15 protein-coding genes are annotated in these 19,259 nt (G+C 54.1%); 6 read left to right on the top strand and 9 right to left on the bottom strand.

Annotation, left to right across the window (positions count from 1 at the left end):
* Window positions 1–78 precede the first annotated feature (78 nt).
* From MJ257_RS17640 to cidR, 6 genes are all read right to left on the bottom strand, one after another.
* Window positions 79–1,971, bottom strand: coding sequence for an ABC transporter ATP-binding protein (locus MJ257_RS17640; RefSeq protein WP_240270461.1), 1,893 nt, complete (start codon window positions 1,969–1,971; stop codon window positions 79–81).
* A complete protein-coding gene (locus MJ257_RS17635) occupies window positions 1,968–3,695 on the bottom strand; it encodes an ABC transporter ATP-binding protein (RefSeq protein ID WP_240270460.1) in 1,728 nt (575 codons plus the stop codon). Before MJ257_RS17635 ends, MJ257_RS17640 begins: the two co-directional genes overlap by 4 nt.
* Before the next feature lie 30 nt (window positions 3,696–3,725).
* On the bottom strand, window positions 3,726–4,196 hold the full coding sequence (locus tag MJ257_RS17630; RefSeq protein ID WP_178023247.1) for a MarR family winged helix-turn-helix transcriptional regulator: 471 nt from the start codon (window positions 4,194–4,196) through the stop codon (window positions 3,726–3,728).
* Between the two features lie 269 nt (window positions 4,197–4,465).
* Window positions 4,466–5,209 (bottom strand): delta-lactam-biosynthetic de-N-acetylase, encoded by a 744-nt coding sequence (gene pdaA, locus MJ257_RS17625; RefSeq protein WP_240270466.1) that lies wholly within the window; start codon window positions 5,207–5,209, stop codon window positions 4,466–4,468.
* Between the two features lie 188 nt (window positions 5,210–5,397).
* On the bottom strand, window positions 5,398–6,825 hold the full coding sequence (gene bcaP, locus MJ257_RS17620) for a branched-chain amino acid transporter BcaP (RefSeq protein WP_240270459.1): 1,428 nt from the start codon (window positions 6,823–6,825) through the stop codon (window positions 5,398–5,400).
* Window positions 6,826–6,945: 120 nt separating this feature from the next.
* Window positions 6,946–7,839: a cidABC operon transcriptional activator CidR gene (gene cidR, locus MJ257_RS17615; protein ID WP_240270458.1), complete on the bottom strand. Its 894-nt coding sequence runs from the start codon at window positions 7,837–7,839 to the stop codon at window positions 6,946–6,948.
* A 141-nt stretch (window positions 7,840–7,980) separates the two neighbouring features.
* On the opposite strand from cidR, the gene MJ257_RS17610 reads away from it, so the two are divergent.
* The 4 genes from MJ257_RS17610 (at window position 7,981) to MJ257_RS17595 (ending at window position 12,063) form a co-directional block, all read left to right on the top strand.
* Window positions 7,981–8,352 carry a CidA/LrgA family protein gene (locus MJ257_RS17610; protein ID WP_372489842.1) on the top strand — a complete coding sequence of 124 codons (372 nt, stop codon included), beginning with the start codon at window positions 7,981–7,983 and terminating at the stop codon, window positions 8,350–8,352.
* On the top strand, window positions 8,349–9,032 hold the full coding sequence (locus MJ257_RS17605) for a CidB/LrgB family autolysis modulator (protein WP_275693880.1): 684 nt from the start codon (window positions 8,349–8,351) through the stop codon (window positions 9,030–9,032). The genes MJ257_RS17610 and MJ257_RS17605 overlap by 4 nt, the downstream gene beginning before the upstream one ends.
* Window positions 9,033–9,226: 194 nt before the next feature.
* On the top strand, window positions 9,227–10,615 hold the full coding sequence (locus MJ257_RS17600) for an MBOAT family O-acyltransferase (RefSeq protein ID WP_240270456.1): 1,389 nt from the start codon (window positions 9,227–9,229) through the stop codon (window positions 10,613–10,615).
* A 29-nt stretch (window positions 10,616–10,644) separates the two neighbouring features.
* Window positions 10,645–12,063 (top strand): copper amine oxidase N-terminal domain-containing protein, encoded by a 1,419-nt coding sequence (locus MJ257_RS17595; protein WP_178023240.1) that lies wholly within the window; start codon window positions 10,645–10,647, stop codon window positions 12,061–12,063.
* 468 nt (window positions 12,064–12,531) lie between these two features.
* Here the strand turns inward: MJ257_RS17595 and MJ257_RS17590 are convergent, their stop codons facing one another.
* The 3 genes from MJ257_RS17590 to MJ257_RS17580 form a co-directional block, all read right to left on the bottom strand.
* Complete coding sequence (locus MJ257_RS17590; protein WP_240270455.1) at window positions 12,532–13,266, bottom strand: Crp/Fnr family transcriptional regulator; 735 nt, start codon at window positions 13,264–13,266, stop codon at window positions 12,532–12,534.
* A gap of 12 nt (window positions 13,267–13,278) precedes the next feature.
* Window positions 13,279–15,588 carry a nitric-oxide reductase large subunit gene (locus tag MJ257_RS17585; RefSeq protein ID WP_240270454.1) on the bottom strand — a complete coding sequence of 770 codons (2,310 nt, stop codon included), beginning with the start codon at window positions 15,586–15,588 and terminating at the stop codon, window positions 13,279–13,281.
* Window positions 15,589–15,721: 133 nt separating this feature from the next.
* Window positions 15,722–16,699, bottom strand: a complete 978-nt coding sequence (locus tag MJ257_RS17580) for a Gfo/Idh/MocA family protein (RefSeq protein WP_240270453.1) — start codon at window positions 16,697–16,699, stop codon at window positions 15,722–15,724.
* A gap of 185 nt (window positions 16,700–16,884) precedes the next feature.
* Here MJ257_RS17580 and MJ257_RS17575 point away from each other — a divergent pair, with 185 nt between their 5' ends.
* Both MJ257_RS17575 and gdhA read left to right on the top strand, forming a co-directional pair.
* Window positions 16,885–17,535 carry a nitroreductase family protein gene (locus MJ257_RS17575; protein WP_240270452.1) on the top strand — a complete coding sequence of 217 codons (651 nt, stop codon included), beginning with the start codon at window positions 16,885–16,887 and terminating at the stop codon, window positions 17,533–17,535.
* A 273-nt stretch (window positions 17,536–17,808) separates the two neighbouring features.
* Window positions 17,809–19,185 (top strand): NADP-specific glutamate dehydrogenase, encoded by a 1,377-nt coding sequence (gdhA, locus tag MJ257_RS17570; RefSeq protein WP_240270451.1) that lies wholly within the window; start codon window positions 17,809–17,811, stop codon window positions 19,183–19,185.
* The last annotated feature ends 74 nt before the right edge of the window (window positions 19,186–19,259 follow it).

The following is a 19,259-nucleotide window of genomic DNA, read 5'->3' as shown; positions in this document are numbered from 1 at the left end:
CGAAAAAAACGCCTCCGCGTGTGCGGAGGCGTTTCGTTATAAATCGGTTCTTTCCGAAAGTCAGAGCTTGACGCCCCTTTACACCGCTTCCGGCTCGAAGCCGCCTTTGGTGAACTGGCTGTTGTATAAATCGGCGTAGAAACCGCCAAGCGCCAGCAGTTCCTCGTGCGTTCCCTTCTCGATCACGGTACCGTGATTCATCACGAGAATGAGATCGGCGTCCCGAATCGTGGACAGCCGGTGGGCGATGACGAAGCTCGTTCTGCCCTTCATCAGCTCGTTCATCGCTTTCTGGATATGCACCTCGGTCCGGGTATCGACGCTGCTCGTGGCTTCGTCGAGGATCAAGATCGCGGGATCGGCGAGAATCGCCCGGGCGATCGTCAAAAGCTGCTTCTGGCCTTGCGAGATATTCGAAGCTTCCTCGTTCAGGATGGTGTTATAGCCGCCCGGCAGCGTTCGGATGAAGTGGTCGGCATACGCCGTTTTGGCGGCCCGAACCACTTCTTCTTCCGTGGCGCCTTCACGGCCGTAGGCGATATTGTCGCGGATCGTGCCGTTGAACAACCACGTATCCTGCAGTACCATCCCGAACAAGCTGCGCAAGTCGCCGCGTTTCATCTCGGCGATGTTGACCCCATCCACCGTGATCGATCCGCCGTTCACCTCATAGAAGCGCATCAGCAGGTTGATCAGCGTCGTTTTGCCGGCGCCGGTTGGCCCGACGATGGCGATCGTTTGGCCCTGTTTCACGTCGATGTTCATATCTTCGATCAATAGATGCTCCGGATCGTAACCGAACTGGACATGATTGAACGCCACATCGCCGCGAGGCCGTTCCAATACAGCGGGATTCGCTGTTTCCGGCACCTGTTCTTCCTCATCCAGGATTTCAAACACCCGCTCCGCCGAAGCAACGGTCGACTGGATGATGTTGGCGATGTTCGCCGTTTGCGTGATCGGCATCGTAAATTGGCGGGAGTACTGGATAAACGCCTGCACATCGCCGATTTCGATCGTTCTCTTGGTCACGAGTATCCCGCCGACCACCGACACAAGCACGTATCCGATGTTGCCGATGAAGCTCATGATCGGCATGATCACGCCGGAGATGAACTGCGCCTTCCAACCGGCTTCGTACAGCCGTTCGTTGATATTATCAAATTCCTCCAACGACTTCGTTTCGCGGCCAAACGCTTTGATGATCTTGTGGCCGGTGTACATTTCCTCGACATGGCCGTTCAGCTGGCCGAGTTCCTTTTGCTGGCGGACGAACTGTTTCTGCGACCGCTTGGCGATCGAGGTGATCGCCACGACGCTTAGCGGTAGCGTCAGGACCGCAATCAAGGTCATCAGCGGACTGATGGACAGCATCATCGCGATCACGCCAATGATCGTCAGGATCGACGTGATCAACTGCGTCAAGCTTTGCTGCAAAGTGCCGGCGATGTTGTCGACGTCATTGGTGACCCGGCTTAAAATCTCCCCATGCGTCCGGGCGTCGAAATATTTCAGCGGCAGCTTGTTCAGCTTGGCATTGACGTCCTTCCGCAGGTCGTAAACCGTCTTCTGGGCGACGCCGGCCATTAAATACTGTTGGACATAGCCAAATAGCGCACTCAGTACATATAAACCAATTAAGATCATAATAATTTGCCAGACGTACTGGAAGTCGATCTCCGCACCGGGAACGCCTTGAATCTTAGCTACGATGCCTTCGAATAACTTGGTGGTCGCTTTCCCCATCACCTTCGGGCTGAAGATGCTGAACACGGTACTCAAAATGGCCATGACCAGTACCGCGGCTAATTGAACCTTATGCGGTCTTAAGTATCGGATCAACCGTTTTAAGGTTCCTTTGAAATCTTTCGCTTTCTCCACTGGCATCCCCATGCCGGGTCCGCCGGGACCGCCGTGCCCGCGGCGAGGGCCGCCGAATCCGCGTTTTTTCTCGGTTTGCTCTCGACTCATGCGATCTCCTCCTCCGAAAGCTGGGAATAGACGATTTCTTTATAGACGTCGCAGGTCTCCATCAATTCTTGATGCGTACCGACTCCGGCGATTTGACTATCGTTCATCACGATAATTTGATCGGCATCAAGCACGGTACTGACGCGTTGTGCGACGATGATGACGGTAGATTCCTTCGTTTCCTGCTTCAAAGCCGCCCGCAGCTTCGCATCGGTCTTGAAGTCGAGCGCCGAGAAGCTGTCGTCAAAGATATAAATTTCCGCCGGCCGCACCAGCGCGCGGGCAATCGACAACCGCTGCTTCTGACCGCCCGACACGTTGGTGCCGCCTTGGGCGATCGGCGACTCGAAGCCTTGCTCCATCTTGCCGATGAAGTCGGTTGCTTGGGCGATTTCCGCCGCACGCCGCACTTCTTCGTCGGTCGCATCTTCTTTGCCGTAACGGATGTTTTCGTTGATCGTTCCGGAGAACAACACCGCCATTTGCGGGACAAAGCCGATTTTATTCCGAAGCTCCTCCTGCGTCATATCGCGGACGTCCACGCCGTCGACCCGCACGCTGCCTTCCTGCACGTCGTAAAACCGCGGGATCAAGCTGATCAGCGTTGATTTCCCGGAACCCGTCCCGCCGATAATCGCCGTGACTTGGCCCGGCTTGGCGGTAAACGAGATATCCTGAACCGCCGGCTGCTCCGCGCCTGGATAACTGAAGGAGACGTTTTGGAACTCGACGAGTCCCTTGGTTTCCGTCGCCTGGCTGCCCGTTGCCGAATCCTTGATCACCGGATCCATGTCCAGCACTTCATTAATCCGGATGGCCGAAGCCGATGCCCGCGGAATCATCACGAACATCATGGACACCATAACCAGCGAGAACATGATTTGCATCGCGTATTGCAGGAACGCCATCAGGTCGCCGACCTGCATTTGCTCGGCGTCGATCCGTAACCCTCCAAACCAAATGATAGCCACAGAAGACAAGTTCATGACCAACATCATAATCGGCATCATAAAGGCCATGATTTTGTTGACCTTGATCGATGTATCCGTCAAATCGAGGTTCGCCGCGTCAAAACGCTTGCTTTCGTAGTCGGTCCGATTAAACGAACGAATGACGCGAATCCCGGTCAAGCTTTCGCGCATGACAAGATTCAGTTTGTCGATTTTCTTCTGGATCGCTTTGAATAAAGGCAGACCTTTGCGAGCAATCAGGAAGATCGCCCCGGCCAGCACCGGCAAGATAACTACCAGCACCAGCGACAGCGTCGCGTCCTTAGAAACGGCCATAATGATCCCGCCCAAACACATCATCGGCGCCATAACCATCATGCGCAAAATCATGATCAATACCTGCTGCACTTGAGTAATGTCGTTAGTCGTGCGGGTGATCAGCGAGGCGGTGCCAATCGTGTCAAACTCCTCCAGCGAGAAGTTCGAGACATGCTTGAACACCTTACCGCGGAGCAGCTTCCCGAAGCCGGTTGCGGCTCTAGACGAGAAGTAGCTGGCTGCGATCGAACAGGCCATCCCTCCGAGCGCAACCAGCAGCATAAGCCCGCCGATTCGCCAAATATAAGGCGTGTCTCCGTTCACGACGCCTTTGTCTACGATGTCTGCCATCAACGTCGGTAAATACAGCTCGGATAACGTCTGGAAGAAGACGAATACGAGCACCGCGGCTACAAGCCAGCGGTATGGTTTCAAATTGCGGAAAAGTTTGATCAATTCCCATCATCTCCACATGTTCTATTCATTTCATTGCTCTTGGCTTTTCTCTGTATTTAGTTGCAATTCCACGTACTCATAAACCTGCTCCAGCAGTTCAATCAATTGCCCGCTCTTCTCTTTGCCCAAATACTCGACCAGTCCTTGGATTTGAACGGAACGCCTCTTGGCGATTTCCCGGATCTGGTCCATCCCCTGCTCCGTCAGCTTAACCCGAACCGCACGGCGGTCCTCCTTATCGTTGTAACGCAGGACCAGCCCGTGCTCCTCCAGGCTGCGGACCAGCGGCGTCACGGTCGGAGAGGCAACCTCCATCATCGAGCTCAACTCGGAAACGGTCACTCCGCGTTCGTCCATTTCCATGCCGCGCAGGATAAAAAACATCAATCGAACTTCGCTTGGTTTAAACGCCGACGGCGTCAGTTTGCCGAAATCGAGCCTCCGAAAGCGGTGAAATGCCTTCAGCAGCCTTTGCGCCTGCGGGTTATCACCGGTGAACAAACCAATCCCCCCTTATTTATTTTCACTGTTTAATAATTAGTGCCACTATTAATTTGCATGCCTAATTATAAGAGCCTGTAAATGCGAAGTCAAGCGCCGTCAAATTTCGGACACATTAATTGCAAGTTCAAAAAGTCATTCAAGATTCGACGTCGAACCCACTTCACAAACTCGACCTTCGTCATGGAAAGATGACTTTTTGAACAACCTCATGAAGCAAAAAAAGACCGTACCGCGTGGCTGATCGCCCGCCTGTAACGGTCTTGAATTTAGGGTTGCGGTCGCGTTTGTCCCGGTTTCAGCTCATCCAGGCTCTTGAACTCGTAGCCCTGCCGCCGAGCTTCATCAATGATCGCTCCCAGGGCCGCCGCATTGTCCTTGGAGACGGAGTGCAGAAGGATCACCGCGCCGGGATGCAACTGCGAGACGACCTTCTGGTAGGCGTAATCCGCCCCGCGCTGGTCGTTTACGTCCCAATCCTTGTAAGCAACGGACCAAAAAACGTTCGTATACCCAAGCGTCCTCGTCACTCGAAGCGTCCGGTCGCTAAAGATGCCGCGAGGCGGGCGCAGATAATCCATTTTGGGCTGCCCTGTGACCTGGGCGGATGCGCTTTTTACCTTCTCCAGCTCTTCCCGGATTTGCGCATCGGAAATCGTCGTCATGTCCGGATGGCTCCAGGAGTGATTGCCGATTAAATGGCCCTCTGCGGCCATGCGCTTCAGCAACTCCGGCTGATCCTTAATGTAGTGGCCGGTGACGAAGAAAATCGCCGGTACCTTCTTCGCTTTTAGCGTATCGAGGATCGGGGCGGTATAACCGTTCTCATACCCGTTGTCGAACGTCAGGAACAACTCCTTGCGCGAGGGATCGCCGAGGAAGATCGCGCCGTTCTGATCGATGATGTCTTTGAACCCTTCCTCGTTGATCGAGGGAAGCTGGCCGCCAACGCTCTTCTTGAATCCGAAATGGTGGGCGACGTCCGCTTGGGCTGCCGCAACCGGAACTCCCATTCCGAACAGCAGGCTGGCCAGCAATGAACCGATTAAGGCAAACTTCACAGCTGTCTCTCCTTCGTTGCTTTTAGGCTTTTCAAGTTTCGACACGCCTTTTACTATCTGCCAAATTCCCGGGAAATATTCGAAAAAGCCCTCCGAAGCCGGCAATGTGTCGAACCGGCCCGAAGGGCATATCCTGCAGGTTATTCCATTCTTTTGCCTAACGGCCGTGTTGACTTCGAGAGCTCGCTATGCTTGTATCCATAGGCAAAGTAGACGATGAGCCCGATGCCCATCCAAACCAGGAAAGCGACCCAGGTCACTGCCGGCAAGCTGATCAGCAGATACCCGCAGGTCAGCACGGCCAGCACCGGAATCCACGGAACCAGCGGAACTTTAAACGACCGTTCCAGGTCCGGGCGCGCCTTGCGCAAGATGATAATGCCCAGCGACACCGAAATAAACGCGAACAATGTCCCGATGCTGACCAGGTCGGCCAGCTTGCGCAGCGGGATCAATCCGGCAAAAATCGCCACGACAATGCCGGTCACCCAGGTGCTGTTCGCCGGAACGCCGGTTTTCGGATTCAACCAAGCCAGCGGCTTCGGCAGCAGGCCGTCCCGCCCAATAGCATAAAGCAGACGCGACTGCCCAAACAACAACACGAACAATACGGTCGTAATCCCGACGATCGCCCCTAGCGAGATGAAGCCGGCAACCCAATTCTGGTTGATATATTGCAAAGCGAAAGCAACCGGATTTTTCACATTTAATTCGGCATAAGGAACAATCCCCGTCAGCACGGCCGTCACGAGAACATATAACAAGGAGCATACGACCAAAGACCATAAGATGCCGCGCGGCAAGTCCTTTTGCGGGTTTTTTACTTCTTCCGCAGCCGTAGCCACGGCATCGAACCCGATGTAAGACAGGAACGCCGTCGCCGCCCCCGTCACGACCCCGCTGAAGCCATACGGCATGAACGGCGTCCAGTTGCCCGGCTTGACGTAAAATGCACCTACCACGATAAAGAGAAGAATCACGGCGATTTTTACGATCACCATAATCGAATTCAGCCGCGAAGACTCCTTGGAGCCGCGGGAGACGATAAACGTCAACACCAGCACGATCAGGATGGCCGGGACGTCGACATAAGTGCCGTTCGTCGGGTCAAAGGCGCTGCTGAGCGCGGTCGGTACCGTAATCCCCAAGCCGGAGATCAAGCCTTGAAAATACCCCGACCATCCGCTCGCCACCATCGAAGCGGCAAATCCGTATTCCAGGATCAGGTCCCAGCCGAGAATCCAGGCGATCAACTCGCCAAAGGTAGCGTAGCTGTAAGTATAGGCACTTCCCGAGACGGGAACCATGGAGGCGAATTCGGCATAACACAATGCGCAGAAGGCGCAGACGATGCCGGCCAGAATAAAGGATAAGATCAGGCCTGGACCGGCGTGTTGGGCAGCAGCCACTCCGGTCAGCACGAAAATCCCCGTACCGACGATGCAGCCGATCCCCAACATGGCCAGATCAAAGACGCCTAGCTCTTTTTTCATGCCGCCGGCCCCGGAGCTGGCCGTTTGTTTCTCCTGTAACATCGAAGCAATCGATTTTTTTCGCAACAAACTCATTTAAGCTTTGTCCCCTAATGTCAATTTGTGAATCATTTCGCTATTATAGGTAGGCCGAGCCGGTTGCACAAGTAGTCCGGCGCCGCTTTGTTTGTCAGAACTCGGACATTTCGCCAATTGCTATCCCATCCGGGGCGTCAGCACTTCCTGGGCAAACCGAATCCACTCACGGGTGGCAAAAGACAAATACCTGTCATCGCGCCATACGATGCCGAGCTTCCATGGAATAACCGGCTTGACGAGGGGAATGATCCGCACGCCTTCATCGTCGATCTCCCGGCAGATCGTTTCCGGAAGCAGCGTAATGCCCAGGCCGACGGCGACCATTCCGCTAATCAGGTCCCATTGCGAGCTCTCGTAAATGACATGAGGCTGAAACCCGGCTTTGGCACATTCCCCGATAATGCGGCCATGCAGCGTAAAGTCCTCGCGGAACAATACGAATCCGTCCTGGGCCAGCTCGGCCAATTCCGCCGATTCGCGCTCCGCGAGCGGATGCGAGGGGTGCACAACCAGATTCAGCTTCTCCTCGACGAAAGGAAAGGAGCTGAGCTCCGCCTCTACCGTCGGCAGCACGACAACCCCGACATCCAACAGCCCCCCGGCAACGTCCTGCTCCACTTTTTTGGCTCCGTCCTCAAACAGCTGGATGGTAATGTCGGGATACCGTTGATGGAATTCCCCAATCACCTTCGGAAAAAAGCTCGCTCCCACCATCGGCGGAAGCCCGATGCGGAGATGCCCCTTCTTCAGATTGCGCAAATCGTCGAGCTCCGCCATCAGATTATGGAAGGAAGTCACGATTTGCTGCGCCTGCGTGGCGATGATCTGCCCCGCATCGGTCAGCTCGATCTTTTTGCCGACTCGGTCGAACAGCACGACGCCCAATTCCTCCTCCATCGCCTTAATCGTTTTGCTGATGGTGGGTTGCGTAATATACAACGCTTCGGCCGCCTTAGTGAAGCTTCGCAGCCGCGCGACCTCGATTAAAACCTGCATTTGCCGGATATCCAACAGCCTGCTCTCCTTTACGCCGAATTATCTATAACCAAATGGAATGCTACTCATTCAGTATATTCATTTTACTCATGAAAACAATCGGTGTAAGATTTCATTACCAACCAAAAACAGAAAGGAGCTGCTCAAATGAACAAGATGAAAGAGATTGGCATGGGGATGATTCAAGTCGCCATCCTGTTCTTCGTCTCGATCGCCCTGAACAAGGTCGCGGAGCTGCTCCATTTACCGATTCCAGGTTCGATTCTTGGCATTGCTCTCTTGTTTACCTTGTTGAAAACCGGCGTCGTTAAGTTGAAATGGATTGAACGGGGAGCGAATTGGCTCCTGGCCGAATTGTTGCTGTTCTTCGTTCCTTCCGCCGTCGGCGTCATGCAATATATTCCCTTGCTCGAAAGCGAAGGCGTCCGGATCCTGATCGTCGTGATCCTCAGTACCGTCATCGTCATGGCTTGTTCCGGTCTGATCGCCTCGCGCATCGAAAAACGAAAGGAGGGCCGAATCTCATGATAATCGGCATACTTTGCTTCGCTTGCACCTTGATCATTTACGGATTATCCAAACGGCTGTATCGGATTCGGCCAAGCGTTTACTTGTCCCCGCTGCTGATCACCCCATTGATCCTGGTCATCGGCTTATTGTGGGCGCAAATCCCTTACGAGGCTTACCATTCCGGCGGCAAGTGGCTGAGCAGCCTGCTGCAGCCGGCCACGATCGCGTTTGCGATTCCGCTGTACAAATACTACAATGTGCTGAAAAAACATGCTGTGGAAATTCTCATTAGCGTGCTTAGCGGCTCGGTCGTCGCGATGTTCTCCTCGGCGTTTCTGGCCGAGTGGCTGCATCTGGACGATCAGCTGATTACCAGCTTGATTCCCCGCTCGGTCACCACGCCGATCGCCATGAACGTGTCGCAGGTTATCGGCGGCGTACCGAATATCACCGCAGTATTCGTCATTCTGACCGGCTTGCTTGGCGCCATGCTGGGGCCGCTGGTGATGAAGCTGTTCCGCATCGAAGGCGAGGTTGCACGCGGCGTGTTATTCGGCACCAGCGCCCACGGGACCGGGACGTCCAAAGCGTTCGAACTGAGCTCCCTGACCGGGACCATCTCCAGTATCTCGATGATCCTGGCTGCCCTGTTTACGTTAGGGGTCGCTCCGATGCTCATCTCCGTGCTGCACTTTTAAGCTCCCTAGCACTCGGCACCCGGTTCATTTCCTTACGGTTCCTCCTAATTTTTCATATAGCGTTCCTTTGGGCTCCGCCTTGGCGGGGCCGCTTTTTTTGTCGATCTTTGGGCGGGTATGGCATTGCCGCGCCTAACAATCTATTATATGATAATTTAGTTATGATTCTCTTTTGAGAGAGGTGCCGTGGAGCCTTGCTTTTTAATTCATACGAATTCATTTTTGCCTTTTGGCCGATCTCGTTTATCGTTTATTTTCTGTTGAACCGGCTATGCCCTCCCGTATTCGGAAAGCTTTGGCTTGCTGCGGCTTCGCTGTTCTTCTACAGCTATTGGAGCATCAAGTCGCTGCCGCTGATTCTGGCGTCGATTGCCTTTAACTATGCCATCGGCCGTTCGATCAGCCACTTCGCCGACAAGCCGCTGCGGCTGCGGAAGCTGCTGCTGACTCTCGGCATCTCCGGCAACGTGCTGCTGCTGGGCTATTACAAGTATGCCGACTTTTTCATTACGAATATCAATTCGCTGTTCGCTTCGCATATCAAGCTGCTGGAGCTGGCCTTGCCGCTCGGGATCAGCTTCTTCACCTTCACGCAGATCGCTTACCTCGTCGATGCCTATCGCGGCAAGGCGAAGGAGTACAGCATCGTCAGTTATGTCCTGTTCGTGACGTTTTACCCGCACCTGATCGCCGGACCGATCTTGCACCATAAGGAAATGATGCCTCAATTCGACCGGTCTCGGAGCAAGCGGATCATCCCGGGGAATGTGGCCCGCGGGTTCTTCATTTTCTGCATTGGCTTGTTCAAAAAGGTCGTGATCGCCGATACGCTGGCGCCCATCGCAACCCAAGGCTTTGATGTCTCCACCCATTTGGGGTTCGTCGAGGCTTGGATCACTTCGCTGGCCTATACCTTCCAGCTGTATTTCGATTTCAGCGGATATTCGGATATGGCGATCGGGATCGCGCTACTGTTCAACATCAAGCTGCCGATCAACTTCAACTCGCCTTATAAAGCTTTGAGCATTAAGGATTTCTGGAGCCGTTGGCATATGACGTTAAGCCGTTTCCTGAAGGATTATATCTATATCCCGCTCGGAGGGAACCGCAAAGGAACGTTCCGCACCTATTTCAACCTGGTGGCGACCTTTCTGATCGGCGGCTTCTGGCACGGCGCAGGCTGGACGTTCATTGTTTGGGGACTGATGCACGGCATCGCCCAGGTTATCCAGCGATTGTGGCAAAAGACGGGCATCGCCCTGCCGCGCTGGTGCGGCTGGCTGATCACCTTCTTGTTCATCAATTTCACCTGGGTGTTCTTCCGAGCAACCTCTTGGGAGGATGCGTTGAAGGTATTGCGCGGCATGTTCAGCATCGGAGACATCAACGTGTCCCTGACCTTGGCAGGTCAAGCGTTGTTGGTCGTCGCCGCCTTTGCGCTGGCATTGTTCGCGCGCAATTCGATGGAGCTTAAGCTGAAATTCAAGCCAAACTTGCGTTACGCCGCTTATATCGCGGGATTGTTTGTGTTTTCGATTCTGTATTTCAACCAGGTCAGCGAATTTTTGTATTTCACGTTCTAATTTTGACGTTGGTAAAAGGAGAAATCCCCTTGAAAAACATTCGTTTCGTCGTCTGGTTTATGGCCTTTGTCCTGTTGTTCGCAGTCCTGGTCGGCTCGTTCGTCTATGCCGTCGACCCGTTGCAGCTATACCGGAAGGCCTCCTACCCGCCCCTCTTTACCAAGCAGCAGCGATACCAAAACCCGGGGCTCGCCAAAAATTACGCCTATGACACGATTATCCTCGGCAGCTCCATGACCGAGAATTTCGTTCCTTCGGAAGTCGGCAAGCTTCTCGGCGGCAACGTCATGAAGTTGTCGATGGAGGGTTCCACCGCCAAGGAGCAGCGATTGATCGCCGACGTTGCGGTCGGAACCGGCCAGGTTACGAAGGTGTTGTGGGGCATCGACTATTTCTCGTTCCGGGACAATGCCGTGCGGGACGAAGCCAATTTCCCGTTTTATTTGTACGACGATAAGATCTGGAACGATTATAAATACCTGCTGAACATTTCCGATGTCAAGCATGCTCTCGGCGCGTTGCTCCTGCCAAAGGATCAAATGCCCCAGCTTCGCAACCTCGATCTGTTGAACAATTGGGATGCTACCGCCGTTTACGGGCCGGACCAGGTGTTCGCGAAGTGGCAGGATGCCCGGATATCGGAGCAATTGACGGCCGAATACGAGCCTCCCCTGGAAATCGTCAAGCAAAATTTCGAAGACAACACGATGAGCTTCATCGAGGCGCATCCCGAGATCGAGTTCATCATCTACTATCCGCCGTATTCGATCTTGCGCCAGCAGATGTGGTATAGTTTGAACCCTGACCGTTTCGAGAACCAACTGAAGATGAAGAACTACATGTACGAGCGATTCAGCGCCTATGACAACGTCCGGGTGTACGATTTCCAGAGCGACAGCACGATCACCTACGATCTGGACGAATACAAGGATTTATCTCACCATTCCGCCGATATCAATCGCCGGATCGTCGAGGAAATCGCCGCCGGCACCCACCAGGTTACCGCGGCGAACGTGGAATTGAACAACCGCCTGCTGCAGGAGCAGGTACAAAGCCTCGTAATCAACGAAGACGGTCCGGTCTATTCGGTGGTCGTCAATGTGAACGGCCAGGAGATCACCTTCAATGAACTCCCGCCAGCCGATGAGGATCAGGTCCGCGTACCGCTGAAAGACTTTGCTATGGCGGCCGGCATTGAATTCAACTACGATGCCGCCGAGAAGACGGCCCGTTTGACCCGAGGCGACCGGGAGGTTAAGGTCGCCGTCGGCGCGGATACCGCCACCGTCAACGGCACGGAAACGCCTTTGGAAACGCCAACGAAGATCTACAACGGCCGTCTAACCGGTCCGTTACTCCAACTCATCCACCTGCTGCAAGGGGACGTCGAGGTGGACGAATCGGAGCAGGACGCCTACATCGTGACTTATAACATCACGCTGGATTAAAGCGGAAGAAAACCCTCGCCTTTGGGCGAGGGTTTTTGGTCTGCGCACAAAAGCAGGCAGCGAGACTTGAATGATTGAACAGCAAACCAGCCTGTTGCCTGCTCCTGCCGCGTAACGCTTAGGAGCAACGCTATTTGCTGCAAAATCCCGTCCTGTACGATGTAACGCTTGTCAGAGCGCTTATTCGTCCATTTTCAAGCTAAAACGCCTGTTTTCATACTAAATAAGACCCCAGATCAGCGTTAGAAATAAAAATCTCCTTCAACAGCCCAAATAAGACTTCTGGCAAGCGTTAGCGCTCACTCAACTTCGGATCAGGCGCATAGGCGCGCAATACTGTAAAGCACTGCGATACGCCGCTCTACGTCGTAATACCTTTCTATACCGTTGCTATACCGTTGCTACGCGTTACTATGTGTTGCTACACCTTGCTGCACGTTGCTTCACTTTGCTGCCGCTAACCCTTCGCTAACCCTGCCCGACGCGCTGCAGCTCGCGGCAATGCGGACAATTCTCTTTGACGCACACCTTCTCCTTCAAGGTCTGAAGATTCCGTACGACGAACCCTTTGCGGCTAACCTGGACGATGCCTTCCTTGCGGAGGCTGGTCAACAGGCGGCTCACCGTTTCCCGGGCAAATCCAATCGTGCTGGCCAACTCCTGGTGCGTCACCGGGATCGGAACTACGACTTCCCCTCCCCGCTCCAGCCCAAAATGCTCGGCCAAGTAGATAAGAAACGATATTCCTCGTTCTTCTACGCTCCGTTGATTGAAGTTCAGCAGTTTGTCTTGAAGTTCGCGGATTTTCCCGCTCATGAGTCCCATCATCTTGAACGCGAGCTCCGGCGAACCCGCCAGAAGCTGCTCGAAGGAGCGAAGAGGCAGGGCGAGCAAGCTGGTTTCGACGACGGTCGCGGCGGTCACCGGCGAGACCTCCGCATCGAAGCGGCCCGTGAGCGGGAACATATCACCTTGCTTTAGAAACGAGAAGATCTGTTCATTGCCTTTCTCGTCCGTCCGGCTCGTTTTGATCAACCCGCTGGCCACAAAATAAATCGACTCTACCTCGTCCCCCTCCCGGAACACCGCCGCCCGCCTCGGCAGCAGCCGGGGGACGGCGAGCTGGGCGATCCGGGCCGCCTCGTCCGCGGTCAACCCTTGAAATAAGGGGAAAGAACGCAATACTTGTATTGAATGTCCCATACTCCACGCCTCCTATTCGAACGTTTCTTCTTCGGCGACGTTCGGTTTACGCAGGTGGAACATCGAACGGACGATCACGTACACCAGGGGCATAATCCCCGCCACGATGAAGATCGTGTCCGGAATCATTCGCAGCCACAGCAGCAGGCTTACCGTATCCTGTTGATAGAACGAGAAATCGCGAGCCGACCAGAAACCAAAATCAAACGAATGCTTCAATTGGATAAAGCCTACCGGGAGGAGGGTAATCACGATCATCCCCGTTAACCCGATGTTGAGCCCCCAGCAGGAGATGCGCAGCAGCTTGTCGTTCCACTGCTCCGGCTTCACGATGTTGCGCATCGTATACAGCAGAACCGCAATCGCGAACATTCCGTACACGCCCATCATCGATCCGTGGGCATGAGCCGTCGTCAACGTGGAGCCGTGCATGAAATAGTTGACCGCCGGCAGGTTGATCAAGTAGCCGAGCACCCCCGCGCCGACCAAATTCCAAATCGCCGTCGACACCAGGAATCGGAAGGCGGACGTGTAAGGGAAGGTCTGGCCGCCATCCTTCATCATTTTGTATTGGTCGTAAGCCTCCAGAATCAACAACGTCAGCGGAATCACTTCCAAAGCCGAGAATACCGCGCCCAAGGCAATCCAGATTTCGGCCGAACCGTTGTAGTAATAGTGGTGGCCGATCCCGATCACGCCGCTGCCCAGCAACAAAATCAGCTGAAACAGCAAAGAGCGCACCGTGGATTCTTTCGTGACCAGCTTCATCCGAACCATGAGGAAGCCGATGACGACGACGGCAAACACCTCGAAGATCCCTTCGACCCACAAATGGATGATCCACCACCGCCAATAATCGGCGTAAGTGAACGACGTCGTCGGATTAAAGAAGAACGCAAAGATATAGAAGAACGGAACGGCGATCGCCGAATAGAACAGCAAATGCGTTAATCCGCCCTTGTCGGTTTCCTTCTTTAGAGCGCTGCGGATGGCACGATACACGATGAACAGCCAGATCGCCATGCCGATGACAAGGAGGACTTGCCAGAAGCGCCCCAGTTCCAAATACTCCCAGCCCTGATGGCCCAACCAGAACCACAGGTTGCCGAGGTAGCCTTTTGCCCCGAGCCACTCCCCGACCGTACTCCCGGCCGTGAGCGCAACCAGCGCCCAGAACAGGATATCGACCAGCACCCCTTGGCGTTTCGGTTCCTTCCCACCGACGAGCGGAGCCACATAAATCCCCATTCCCAGCCATGCCGTCGCCACCCAAAGGATCACGAGCTGCAGGTGATACGATTTGGCGATGTTGAACGGGAATAGCTTGACGATCCAGTCCAACCCGAAGAAGCTGTTCGGTTCAACGTAATAATGCGCCAACAAAGCGCCGAAACCGACCTGAATCAGGAATAGCAGCACGACGACGAGAAAATATTTCGCCGTTTTGACCTGGCTTGCCGTCACCGGCATGCGGTTCAGATCCAACACCGGGAATTTGCCCGGCTCATAGGCTTCCTGCATATGCAGACGATAACGGTTATAGAAGTACAACACTAATCCGAGCACTAAAATCAAAAGCGTCATGCTGATGCCGCTCCAAAGAACGGCGGAATAACTCATCGTATTGCCCGCATCTTCGAAATACGGCCAATTGTTCGTATACGTAATCGTGTCGCCCGGCCGCTGCGTGCCGGACAGCCACGCGGTCCAGAAGAAGAAGTCGGCGATTTGCTTGCGCATGTCCCCCGGCGCCACATAAGCGCGTCCTTCCTCCGGCATCGTCTCGTTTCCGAACAAATTCGGCTGAATGCCGCGTCCGTCGCCTTCCGTGAACACTTGATCATAATAGGCGCGGACCCGTTTCAGCCCTTCAGCCTGGCCGTCGGTCAGGAGCAAGGTCTTCGCGTTCTTGTCGTAGCGGTTCTGTTTCATTTCCGCCTTGACCTTCTCAAAAATCAACGTTTGCCGCTCCGGATCCAGGTCGGCATATGCCGTACCGTACTCCGCTTGCGCATGCTGATCATGCATGGCATCCGTGATGATTTTCAGCGATTGCGCCGTGTAATCCGGTCCCAAATAGGAGCCGTGACCCAGCACGGTGGCGTAATCCATCAGGCCATATTTCTGAAATACCGCCTGCCCTCCGGTAATCTGCTCCTGGGTCGTCAATACTTCGCCTGCGCGATTTACGACTTGAAGCGGCGTAGGCGCCTGCGATTTAAAAATCCAATATCCTCCGGCAATAAGCACCGTGAAGCTTAGTAAAAGGACACAAATCAATATTCCCTTCAAAAATGAATTTTGGGCTTGGTTTCCCTTCATTCCCTCGTCTCTCCTTTCTTCTGAACAGAATCAGGATAAGATTTCGGCGGGAAGGGAATTGTGATTCGGATTACAAATCCGGATTTCTTTATCTTTCCACAACGAAAAAGATCACATTTATTTCAAATTTTCATTACTCCCCAATACGTACCGGATTCCCCGTCCGGGCCGATTCTAGAGCCGCGCAGGTGATCTGCTGGGTTTTCACGGCATCGGCGTAATCGGACAAAATCCGCGAGGTATCGCCGGTACGCAGGGCATGGATAAACGCCTCGGTTTCGGCTAAGTAGGGATTATCCTGCCCGGTGTACGCCGTCTTGGTCCCCGGCAGATGGATTTCCAGCCGCTCCGGGCTCCAGGCCAGAATGCCGGCATCGGTGTACAAATGAAGCCCTACCTCGGACACGCCGCCCGGCAGGATGCAGGTATTGGAGAGGGTGGCGACCGCTCCGCTTTGCAGCTTCATCGTAACGGTACCGACGTCCGGGACGGTCACGTTATCGAAGCGCTCCTGCACAACGCGATTCCCGTAGGCGGCATAAACCTCAGCGACCTCGCCAGCCGTATACCGCAGCAGGTCTACGATATGCGTCGTCTGCTCCACGAACTGTCCGCCCGACCCCTCTTGGCTCCGCCACCAAGCCACTTGCGGCATATCGCCCATCCATCCGCCCAAAGCCATGCCGATCGTCCGACCCTCCAGGGATTCCTTCAGCTTGCGGATCGACTCTTTATAACGAAAATGATAACCTACCGCATGAACCAACGGCTTCTGCTCCAAACGCGCAAGAATGCCCTGCGGCGTGGCTAGGCCCGCGGAAAGCGGTTTTTCCACGAAAAAGGGAATGCCCCGCTCGATCAACTCGGCTTCGATGTCCCCGTGCGCCATCGGCGGGATACAGAGATAAACGGCATCGAGCTTCTGCGAATCCAGCATATCCGTTAAGCTGCCGAAGCCGATCGCCCCCGGGTAGCGGTCTGCCAAGGCCTGCGCTTTGGCAGACGTCGTTCCGGTGACAGCCGCCACTCGAACGCCTTCCAAGCCCGCCAAAATGTCACCATGCACCTTGCTAAACCAACCTGTACCGACGATTCCGATCTGCAATGTCATGTGATTCCCTCCTGTATTTAAAAAATTCGAACTCGATCCATTACCTCTTTAAGATAATGGTTATCCTAAGTAACCTCAAGCTTTAGGCTTTCTATATACCGAATGAACTGTACTTGAATTCATAACAGTTGAGGATTATACTGGTCACATACAGAAAACGAAAATAGAAAGGGTGGAGTTTGTACATGAGCACGCTAAATCAAGTGGACTTAAATGATTTTTATACCGTACTGAAGGAACGGCATTCCGTTCGCGTTTACGATCCTTCCGTGAAAATTCCCCGCGAGGAACTGAAAGAAATCGTGGAGTTGTCCTTATCCGCTCCGTCGTCGTCCAATCTGCAGCCATGGCGTTTTCTGATCATCGATGAACCGGAATTGAAGCAAAAGCTGCTCCCGATCGCCAACAATCAGCAACAGGTCGTTGATTCGGCAGCCGTGATTGCCGTACTGGGCGATCTCCGCTCGTACGAGCGCGCCGAGGAGATTTACGCCGAGGCCGTACAGCTTGGCGCGATGACGGAAGAGGTCAAGACCAGCTTTGTGGAGCGTCTGCATAAAGGTTATGGCGGCATGGGACCGGAACGTTTGCATCAAGTCAACCTCCTGGACGCCGGGCTGGTATCGATGCAGCTGATGCTGATCGCCAAAGCCAAAGGCTACGATACGGTACCGATGGGCGGATATAACGCCGAGAAATTCGCCGAGGCTTTCGAGGTTCCGGAAACCTTGAAACCGATCCTGCTGATCGCCATCGGCAAGGCGGCAAAATCGGCGCATGCAACCCCCCGCCTTTCGGTGGACCAAGTCGCGCACTGGAACTCGTTCCAGCAATAATTATCTTTACCCAAGAACGGCCGATCCGCAACGAAACCCTGTGCGGAAACGGCCGTTTTTTCGTCTGAAACGCGCTTTCGCCGGACATAATATTCTTGATCCAGCTCGCGTAAGGCCGCTCCCCCGCTTCAGTTCATCTCATTCGATCATCAACTTGATCTCAAATTAGCTTTGTTAATAGCTTACATCAATATTACAATAGAGGTCATAAATATCGTGAAAAGGTGAACGTACTCATCCGATTACGCACACAAGAAAGGTGGAGTGGATATCATGGCTTTAACACAGCAGCGCGAAGCAGGCTTAGAGGCAGCCCGCAATTATGTAAATCAGGTATACCAAGCCGTCCAACAACGGAATCCGGGGGAGCTTGAGTTTCACCAAGCCGTCAAGGAAATCCTCGACTCGTTGGTTCCCGTGTTCGCCAAACATCCGAAATACCAGGAGCAGGGGATTCTCGAACGGATCGTCGAGCCGGAAAGAATGGTCAGCTTCCGCGTACCTTGGGTTGACGATCAAGGCAAAGTGCAAGTCAACCGCGGTTTCCGGGTTCAATTCAACAGTGCGATCGGTCCTTATAAAGGCGGACTCCGCTTCCATCCGTCCGTGAACGCCAGCATCATCAAATTCCTCGGATTCGAGCAAATTTTCAAAAACTCCCTGACGGGTCAGCCGATCGGCGGCGGCAAAGGCGGATCCGACTTCGACCCGAAAGGCAAATCCGACCTCGAAGTGATGCGCTTTACGCAAAGCTTCATGACGGAGCTGTCCAAATACATCGGTCCGGACACGGACGTTCCTGCAGGGGACATCGGCGTGGGTGCCCGGGAGATCGGCTACATGTTCGGCCAATACAAACGGCTGTACGGCAATGAAACCGGGGTATTGACCGGGAAAGGCCTTACTTACGGGGGTAGCTTGACGCGGACCGAAGCGACGGGTTACGGACTGGTCTATTTCACGAGCGAAATGCTGGCGAGCCGCGGTGATAGCTTCGCAGGGAAAACCGTCGTCGTCTCCGGCTCCGGCAACGTATCGATCTATGCCATCGAGAAAGCACAGCAGCTCGGCGCGAAGGTCGTTGCTTGCAGCGATTCGAACGGTTACGTCTACGACAAAAACGGCATTGATCTCGAAACGGTGAAACGTCTGAAAGAAGTGGAACGGAAACGGATCAAGGATTACGTTAACGAGCATCCTACTGCCGAATATGTGGAAGGATGCCAGAACATCTGGAGCATCCCTTGCGACATCGCTTTGCCTTGCGCGACGCAGAACGAAATCAATGAAGCGGCCGCGAAGCAGCTGGTCGCAAACGGGGTCAAATATGTGGCCGAAGGGGCAAACATGCCGTCCACATTGGAAGCCATTGAAGTCTATCTGAACAATGGCGTATACTTCGGACCGGCCAAGGCGGCCAATGCCGGCGGGGTTGCCGTCTCCGCGCTGGAAATGGCGCAGAACAGCGCAAGACTTGCCTGGACATTCGAAGAAGTGGATGCCAAGCTCAAGGACATTATGCGCAACATCTACCAAAGCAGCGTGAAAGCGGCTGAGGAATACGGTTATGCCGACAACCTGGTCGTGGGTTCCAATATCGCCGGCTTCCTCAAAGTTGCCGACGCCATGTTGGCTCACGGTATTGTATAAAGGTTATCTTAAGTAAAAGAGTCGCCGGGAGGAGGATCCTTCCGGCGACTCTTTTTATGTTCCTTATCGCAACC

The organism is Paenibacillus timonensis (genome assembly GCF_022427145.1).
Taxonomy (GTDB): domain Bacteria; phylum Bacillota; class Bacilli; order Paenibacillales; family Paenibacillaceae; genus Fontibacillus; species Fontibacillus timonensis.
The sequence above is the reverse complement of the archived record's forward strand: the minus strand, read 5'-3'. Positions and strand labels throughout refer to the sequence as shown.

Excerpts from the sequence above, each read along its gene's own strand:
- MJ257_RS17640 (WP_240270461.1), bottom strand. The coding sequence starts at position 1,971 with ATGAGTCGAGAGCAAACCGAGAAAAAACGCGGATTCGGCGGCCCTCGC.
- pdaA (WP_240270466.1), bottom strand. The coding sequence starts at position 5,209 with ATGGGAGTTCCGGTTGCGGCAGCCCAAGCGGACGTCGCCCACCATTTC.
- bcaP (WP_240270459.1), bottom strand. The coding sequence starts at position 6,825 with ATGAGTTTGTTGCGAAAAAAATCGATTGCTTCGATGTTACAGGAGAAA.
- MJ257_RS17610 (WP_372489842.1), top strand. The coding sequence starts at position 7,981 with ATGAAAGAGATTGGCATGGGGATGATTCAAGTCGCCATCCTGTTCTTC.
- MJ257_RS17605 (WP_275693880.1), top strand. The coding sequence starts at position 8,349 with ATGATAATCGGCATACTTTGCTTCGCTTGCACCTTGATCATTTACGGA.
- MJ257_RS17590 (WP_240270455.1), bottom strand. The coding sequence starts at position 13,266 with ATGGGACATTCAATACAAGTATTGCGTTCTTTCCCCTTATTTCAAGGG.
- MJ257_RS17585 (WP_240270454.1), bottom strand. The coding sequence starts at position 15,588 with ATGAAGGGAAACCAAGCCCAAAATTCATTTTTGAAGGGAATATTGATT.
- MJ257_RS17580 (WP_240270453.1), bottom strand. The coding sequence starts at position 16,699 with ATGACATTGCAGATCGGAATCGTCGGTACAGGTTGGTTTAGCAAGGTG.
- MJ257_RS17575 (WP_240270452.1), top strand. The coding sequence starts at position 16,885 with ATGAGCACGCTAAATCAAGTGGACTTAAATGATTTTTATACCGTACTG.
- gdhA (WP_240270451.1), top strand. The coding sequence starts at position 17,809 with ATGGCTTTAACACAGCAGCGCGAAGCAGGCTTAGAGGCAGCCCGCAAT.